This is a genomic window from Parapedobacter sp. GCM10030251 (assembly GCF_042666505.1).
GTDB lineage: Bacteria > Bacteroidota > Bacteroidia > Sphingobacteriales > Sphingobacteriaceae > Parapedobacter.
Window position 1 is genome coordinate 1 of record NZ_JBHTDN010000025.1, and the last position, 6,593, is coordinate 6,593.

Consider the following 6,593-nt stretch of genomic DNA (forward strand, 5'->3'; position numbering starts at 1 on the left):
TCAAAACGACTGATATACATTTGCAAACGTTCTGCACTTATTGTTGCCATTGTTATGCACTCTTTGTTGCCGAAAACTATGTATTCCTGATTGCCAAAAACGCTGCACTTTTAATTACCGCTTACACGCAATGTTTACAGTAGACCATAATCATGTATTAAATCTACTTGCAAAGGAGCACTAATGGGAGATGCTGGCAATGTAAAAAATCATTTTTGTTACAAGAAGCGTTTAAAATTCTACACTGAGGTCGTGAAGTTTTGTGAATTAAAGACACTTTCCGCAGGTAAATGGTATAAACTGACTGATCGCTTACGTGTAGGTTTGTACTTAGTCTACTGGATACGGCCATCCCCTATTACGGTATGTACGCGGCGTGGACTACGTTGGTTTGCTAGTAAACAATCATTGGACGCTGGTATAGCTATTTGACGTTTTTTCTGCCATATGCCTATCACTGCAACTTTATCGTATTCTTACATTCGGGATAACTCGTACACTCCAAAAAATCGCCGAACCTCCCATTTCGTTTAATCATAAAGCCACTTTCACCACCCGGGCATAACATACTGTCCGATAAAATTTCCACGTTTTTAAACGTCTGGTTACAACTGGGGTAATGAGAGCATCCTAAAAATTGACTACCCTTAGCCGTATTCGCTCTGATCACCAATTTCCCGGTTTTACAGTACGGGCATGCTGTCGCGTTCACAGCCCCGTCTGCCGTGGTTAATATATAATTGTTGTCTTTTAGCAGCTCCTCTACAAACAACGACGCTTCTGATGGAGCAAGCAGTACCACTTCATTTTTCGTTCTCGTCAACGCCACATAAAACAACCTGCGTTCCTCTGCAAACCGGTATGCTTCATTATCACTTAGCAACAGCGATAGGAGGGGTTCATCCGTCATTTTGTTGGGAAGGCCGAGCAAATTGTTGCTGAGTTTTAGCACGATTATTAGCCGAATAAGAAGTTGTAAAGATTAATCGTAAAAAGGCTCTTGCCGATTATCCCAAAAGAAATGTAGAATGATGCGAGTATTTGTTACCTCGTACAGGAATGAAGTGTACCGACTAATTAGGCCTAGCCGGATATGTTCCCCCAATTCACTTTTCTTAAAGAGATATGGTTGCTCCTTTAGTAGGAGAATCGTTTTTTCAGCTTCCCTGATAAATTTATCAGCGCGTCTCTTACCGAATTTTTCCGTGATGAATGCGTGTAAAAATTGAAGGGATTTCTTGGCTTTAGGTGTATAATGAATTTCGAGACTCATTTTACATCTAGCATTTCTCGAATTGAAGTGAATGGCGTCAATTTGCCGGCTTGTGCTTCCAGCATCGACTCCTTCGTCCCATCCGCCACATATGTAGGTAAAGCTTCGTCTTCTTCCACAACGAAATTAATCTTAAGTAGCTTCAATACGGATTCAACAGCAAGAAGTTGTTCCTTGTTTTCTGGTTGGACAATCAAAGTTTGCATGTTTGGACCATTCTTTTTTGTAAAAATACGAAATAATTGCCAACTACAAAAATGTGATACGAGATTGCAGCGATTCCGAAATTGGCTTTCGCTTACCATCAATCCATCCAACTCTTTACGCAATTTCGGATTGCTTACCCAAAATGCCTCATCCACTGATTAACACACTGAATTCAAAAGCTCCTTACCGATGCGGTCGTTGAGTCGCTTACGGCTTTTGCCAATAGCAGTGGCGGCCGGGTACTGGTGGGTGTTGATGATGGCGGCAAGCCGGTAAAGGGGTTTACGTTGGGTAGCGAGTCTTTGCAGAAGTGGGTAAATGATATCAAGAACAAAACCCAACCCAGTATTATCCCCGATGCCGATGAAATGGACTTAGCCGGAACCAAAGTCGGCGTTCTATCGGTAAAGGAATTTCCGGTCAAACCCGTAGCATTCAAAGGCCGATATTACAAACGGGTAAACAATGCCAACCACCAACTGTCGTTGACAGAAATCGCCGACCTGCATCTCCGCTCTTTCAATACAGTTGGGATAGCTATATTAATCCGGATCGGGCACTCGATGACCTATCGCTGGATAAGGTCGTAAAGTTTATCGAAAAGAGCAATCAAGGTAAGGAAACGCCGCTTACCGACGACCCGCTTACCGTGTTGACGAAGTTTGAGCTCATCAAGGATAGCCAGGTAACCAATGCCGGATTCCTGTTGTTTGCAAAAAACGATGTCTTTCAGGCAGCTATTGAGCTGGGCCGCTTCTCCACACCAACCATCATCAAGGATGGATTGACCGTCCGTAGCGACCTGTTCGGCGAAGTGGAAGAGGTACTGGGGTTCATCCGCAAACACATCAATAAAGGGGATACATCATCACTGGCGATCCGCAGCGTGAAGAGCGTTGGCAATACCCGATGCCGGCGTTGCGAGAAATTGTCATTAATATGATCGTCCACCGTGATTATATGAGCAGCGGCGATTCATCGGTAAAAATCTTTGACGATTATATTGAGTTCTTCAATCCCGGCCATCTGCCGGATACGATCACTATAGCGCAATTGCTTGCTGACTAGTATTCGTCGTATTCCCGTAACCGGAAAGTCGCTGTACTGAAATACTAGTTCGATGTTTTTATCTTGGTTATCAAGCGACCGTTTTATCTTTTCAATTTTTCCGGTGTTATAGCGAGACATAAATCATTCATTTACCCCGAATTCGGGGTAAATGAGATAGGTTATTTGTCTTCTTTCAGGAAATCAAAAGTAATAAAAGTTAATTCGACCATAGCAATACCTGCTTAACTTTATAGTTTTGGAATTGCGAATCGGCTGATATAATGGTCAATTTGTCCATCAAGGCCTGGCAAATAAGCATCCGGTCAAACGGATCGCGGTGGTGTAAGTCGAGCGAGACGATTTTTTCAGTGTGCGTTATGGTTATAGGCAAGAGGTTGAAGCCGTTTTTCTCAATTTCCCGGTAGAGTTCTCTGAAAGACATTTTCAGTTTTAGTTTACCTAGGTTGAGTTTTATCGCCATCTCCCAAAACGAGGCTATGCTTACGTAGCGGTCATTTACTGGGTTCTCGATGACGGTTCGGGCCTTATCCGAAAGCTGGGTGTCACCGTTTATGAACCACAGGAAAGCATGAGTATCCAGCAAATACTGCATTACATGTAGTCTTTGAAATCATCTAGTGGTTCATCAAAATCGTCGGTCATTTCGATTTTGCCTTTAGCGCTACCAAATTTCGCAGGTTTTTTAGTGACGGGTTTGGACTTGCTTAGCAGAAAGTCCACGAAGTCATTAACCTCCTTTTTCAAGTCAGGGGGTAATGATTCCAGCTTAGTATGTAATGTCAACTGTCCCATATATACAAACTTAGAAAAGTTTATGGTCAAAAGCAACTTTTCACTCTCTCATCGGCCTTTGAAAATAGGCGCAAAAATGAGTATAAACACCCATCGGCGGATATTTCGAGTGCTCCCCTTGCTTTAAGATGCCAAATTGGCTTCTTAAAATGGTGTTCCTCGCTAAGTCCAAAGGCGAATACCACGCCCCTGTCTAGCAGAAAGGCCGGGGCATTTTTTTGATAGCACACAAAATATTCCGCAGCTTCCCCTAATCCTGCGAAGCGGAAATAGACAGTGCGGCGCGTGTCTGTCTTTTAAAAATGTCGTTTTTAAAAGGCACCACATCAAACATCACAAACACATTAAGCGGGGACTATTACGAAAAGCTGATCCAGATCATAGATTCTTCTAAAACAACGCTCCGCGTAATTTGACAAAAACATCAATGATGTGGATACCAATCGTTATGACTTGTTCGCTTTACAATAACATCAAACCAGAGATTAAGGAGCCAGTTGAATTACAATCGAAAATATCAAAACTAAATGATGCAGATCTTCCTGCGGAAGAACCACACCATTTGTTTGACTTCTTAACTACGGACAAACACGAAGACGGTTTGGTTGATGCACTGGGCAACTTATTGCCAGAAGCACAAGGCGAGGACTATGAGAAACAGGCTTTTGCTAATACGATGAAAAAGAAGCGCAAACGCAAATGGTGTCAAAATTAGCATTGATCCCATTTTCATTTTCTGTTGGTCATCGGTATCAAATCGTCTTCATTCAATGGATAGCTATCATTTCGAGATACAGATTTTGAAAGGCTTGCAAATCATTCGGATTTTCTTCAAGCATCTTATACATCTTTCTAAAAAAGTCTTCCCTGTCAAGTCCCGGGTTGAAAATCATCGTCATTTTTACAATATTGTCCGTATCGTTGTTGTAGCCGTGTACTGATAGCTTTGGTATATGGATGGCCGTTCTTGCTTTTGCTGTCAATTCGCCTTTTGCTGTAAGCACGGTCAATGTTCCTTCACGCACAATAAATGTTTCGTCCATCAGCTTGTGATAATGCAATTTCGGGCCTCTTGCGTTGGCTGCCATTTCAATGTCATACAGTCCGTAATGATTATTAGTTACAAAAGTCGGAACAATCACTTTCTGTTTGTTACCGTCACTTACAAACGCCTCTCCTTCGTTTGGTGGAACAATAAGTATATCATCGTTCCATTCCTTTTCCAAATTAGGGTTCATCATCCAGGAATACATAGTTTCGGATTTTGTTAGTGAGGGATTTCTTCTACCAAAATCTCGCTTCCTGCCTTGTCGTAATAGGTACAGGTCATCTTATCCATACAGATTGCCCATCTATCGATGCCAAAAGTCGCACACATCTTAATGAACGTGAGGAAGTCTGTTTTGCCGTGTTGATGAGCAATCAATTCAGCTTTAAATTTTTCACCTTTTGCAATGTCGGCAATTACCAACGGCTCATATTTTGCAGGTACTTTTGCTGTATAACCATTTGCTCCTTTATAGTCAATATGACCGTCTGTAACATAAGCTTCGTAATGCGTAACACCCAACGATTTGATTTCTTTAATGTAAGCCGGGAAGTCCGCACCTGATTTCACTTTGCTGTGAGCTGCTTTGATTTGTTCTACTGTAAACATTTTTTCTTGATTTTTAGTTGTTAAACAATTTGTTGAATGACACGCAACCATAATGCCCAAACCTGATAATATGATTGTCGATTTTAGGATTGATTTTCTTTTATGATTACGATGCAAAGATGCGATGCGGAAAAAGGCTGTAATTGTAAAAAATCGTTTTTCTACAAGAAGCGTTTGAAATTTTCAGGCGTGTCACCCGTAAATTGTTTGAAGTCTTTAATGAAATGAGCCTGGTCAAAGAAATTGTTTTCGTAGCAGATTTCAGTCAGTGTTTTGGTTTCATTCAGATTGTCAAGAACTGTGTTGAAACGAATGATAGAAGCAAATTTTTTAGCAGTTGTTCCAACCACTTTTCTAAACCGTTTTTCGAAAGGGCTTTGGCTGATGAATAGTTTCTCCTTGAGTTCTTTTATCCGGATGGTTCCTCCGGATTGGTAGATGAGCTTAATCGCTTCGACAATAAGTTTATCAGTTTGGATCTCCTTGAGTTGAGAGAGCAGGAAATCTTCAACGACTTTTATTCGCTGCTTGTCTGTGTTGACTATTCCTAATTTTTCTTCTACTTCTGCAACTTTGCCTTTTTCAAAAATATCATCTAATGAAAGGCTTAGATTAAAAAGTTCATTGGTCGGTTGCGAAGCAAAATGTGTAAAACCGATTTCAGTAAAATAGACCAATATAGTTCCTATGCCCGCAGAGTTTTTAAATATTTTGTAGCTGTCTGTAAGCCCCGTTATTCCAGCAGAAGACAACTTACCTTCAGCATTATTTTTTACTGTAGCAAGTTGTCCTTTATATTGAAAACCGATAACTAAACCAGCGGATGGAAAAACCTTGTATTCACTTTCCATAGCATTCTCTGACACTACAAAGTACTTAATGTAGGGTTTTAATCGCTCAGTCGGAAAATGTTTCTCGAATTTCATTTTATATCGAAAAGGTAAATGTACAAAATGTACATCGAGAAATTGAAATGGAGTTGATAAGGACGTTTGATCCACCACAAACTATCCGGTATTTTTTAAAGCATGTATTAATCCATCCTGAATTCGTAATGATAGGTCAACACCAACGGACTTCCGGGAAATGTACCTGAAATTTCGGCTTTCAAAGTTTGTTCCGTGGCGGAATACTCCAGCGGTTTCATCTTTACACGATATTGTCACGGGAGCCACACGCAAAGCAATTAGTGAGGCCGCGGTAAAAGATGCGATATATACCACGTATACCATCTGGCATCTCATCCACGTGGGGGAACCCGAGCAGCTTGCTTTACTTGCGCTATCCGAAAAAGCCAACGAACCGACCCTTGCTCATCGGCTATTGACTACGGAAGATGCAGAAAGCCGGAATTTTGTGCTCAGGGGTGTTATTGATGGCCACCTTCATGCAGATTCCGTTATCGAAAAATCCATTCTACAGGGTTTAAATGCCGAAGATAACGCTTTCCGTGACCTTGCTTTCCAGTATCCGCCCGACCAACTGCATATTTTCTGATTAATTGATCGTCTTTAGCTTTACGCCCAAAATAATATATTTATGAAAGAGCGTAGAGATTACATGTTTACCCTTGTTGGCCAGTGGCGTGAGAGT

The 6,593-nt window shown here is 41.3% G+C and carries 12 protein-coding genes and 1 pseudogene; 4 read left to right on the plus strand and 9 right to left on the minus strand.

The window, feature by feature from the left end:
* Positions 1-454: 454 nt before the first annotated feature.
* From ACFQRK_RS23645 to ACFQRK_RS23655, 3 genes are read right to left on the minus strand one after another with little or no spacing between them, the layout of a single operon-like run.
* Positions 455-952 (minus strand): topoisomerase DNA-binding C4 zinc finger domain-containing protein, encoded by a 498-nt coding sequence (locus ACFQRK_RS23645; protein ID WP_379010885.1) that lies wholly within the window; start codon positions 950-952, stop codon positions 455-457.
* A gap of 30 nt (positions 953-982) precedes the next feature.
* On the minus strand, positions 983-1,273 hold the full coding sequence (locus ACFQRK_RS23650) for a type II toxin-antitoxin system RelE/ParE family toxin (protein WP_379010886.1): 291 nt from the start codon (positions 1,271-1,273) through the stop codon (positions 983-985).
* A complete protein-coding gene (locus ACFQRK_RS23655) occupies positions 1,270-1,635 on the minus strand; it encodes a DUF2683 family protein (RefSeq protein WP_379010888.1) in 366 nt (121 codons plus the stop codon). The genes ACFQRK_RS23650 and ACFQRK_RS23655 overlap by 4 nt, the downstream gene beginning before the upstream one ends.
* Before the next feature lie 15 nt (positions 1,636-1,650).
* On the opposite strand from ACFQRK_RS23655, the gene ACFQRK_RS23660 reads away from it, so the two are divergent.
* Both ACFQRK_RS23660 and ACFQRK_RS23665 read left to right on the plus strand, forming a co-directional pair.
* Positions 1,651-2,070, plus strand: a complete 420-nt coding sequence (locus ACFQRK_RS23660; protein WP_379010899.1) for a helix-turn-helix domain-containing protein — start codon at positions 1,651-1,653, stop codon at positions 2,068-2,070.
* 59 nt (positions 2,071-2,129) lie between these two features.
* On the plus strand, positions 2,130-2,423 hold the full coding sequence (locus ACFQRK_RS23665; RefSeq protein ID WP_379010890.1) for a hypothetical protein: 294 nt from the start codon (positions 2,130-2,132) through the stop codon (positions 2,421-2,423).
* 32 nt (positions 2,424-2,455) lie between these two features.
* On the opposite strand, the gene ACFQRK_RS23670 is transcribed toward ACFQRK_RS23665, so the two are convergent.
* The 3 genes from ACFQRK_RS23670 to ACFQRK_RS23680 all read right to left on the minus strand — a co-directional run bounded on the left by ACFQRK_RS23670 (position 2,456) and on the right by ACFQRK_RS23680 (position 3,343).
* The gene (locus tag ACFQRK_RS23670) at positions 2,456-2,668 is read right to left on the minus strand and encodes a hypothetical protein (protein WP_379010891.1); all 213 of its coding nucleotides are present in this window, start codon (positions 2,666-2,668) and stop codon (positions 2,456-2,458) included.
* Between the two features lie 79 nt (positions 2,669-2,747).
* The gene (locus ACFQRK_RS23675; protein WP_379010892.1) at positions 2,748-3,143 is read right to left on the minus strand and encodes a type II toxin-antitoxin system VapC family toxin; all 396 of its coding nucleotides are present in this window, start codon (positions 3,141-3,143) and stop codon (positions 2,748-2,750) included.
* Positions 3,143-3,343 (minus strand): DUF2281 domain-containing protein, encoded by a 201-nt coding sequence (locus tag ACFQRK_RS23680; RefSeq protein ID WP_379010893.1) that lies wholly within the window; start codon positions 3,341-3,343, stop codon positions 3,143-3,145. The genes ACFQRK_RS23675 and ACFQRK_RS23680 overlap by 1 nt, the downstream gene beginning before the upstream one ends.
* A gap of 466 nt (positions 3,344-3,809) precedes the next feature.
* On the opposite strand from ACFQRK_RS23680, the pseudogene ACFQRK_RS23685 reads away from it, so the two are divergent.
* Positions 3,810-4,058 (plus strand): annotated as a pseudogene (locus ACFQRK_RS23685) (relaxase); the annotation flags it as partial.
* A gap of 52 nt (positions 4,059-4,110) precedes the next feature.
* Here the strand turns inward: ACFQRK_RS23685 and ACFQRK_RS23690 are convergent.
* The 3 genes from ACFQRK_RS23690 to ACFQRK_RS23700 form a co-directional block, all read right to left on the minus strand.
* Positions 4,111-4,596, minus strand: coding sequence for a cupin domain-containing protein (locus ACFQRK_RS23690; protein WP_379010894.1), 486 nt, complete (start codon positions 4,594-4,596; stop codon positions 4,111-4,113).
* Positions 4,597-4,610: 14 nt separating this feature from the next.
* Positions 4,611-5,000: a DUF1398 domain-containing protein gene (locus tag ACFQRK_RS23695; protein ID WP_379010895.1), complete on the minus strand. Its 390-nt coding sequence runs from the start codon at positions 4,998-5,000 to the stop codon at positions 4,611-4,613.
* A 161-nt stretch (positions 5,001-5,161) separates the two neighbouring features.
* Positions 5,162-5,926 (minus strand): helix-turn-helix domain-containing protein, encoded by a 765-nt coding sequence (locus ACFQRK_RS23700; RefSeq protein ID WP_379010896.1) that lies wholly within the window; start codon positions 5,924-5,926, stop codon positions 5,162-5,164.
* 160 nt (positions 5,927-6,086) lie between these two features.
* Between ACFQRK_RS23700 and ACFQRK_RS23705 the strand changes: the two genes are divergently transcribed.
* Positions 6,087-6,497, plus strand: coding sequence for a hypothetical protein (locus ACFQRK_RS23705; protein WP_379010897.1), 411 nt, complete (start codon positions 6,087-6,089; stop codon positions 6,495-6,497).
* Positions 6,498-6,593: the final 96 nt, after the last annotated feature.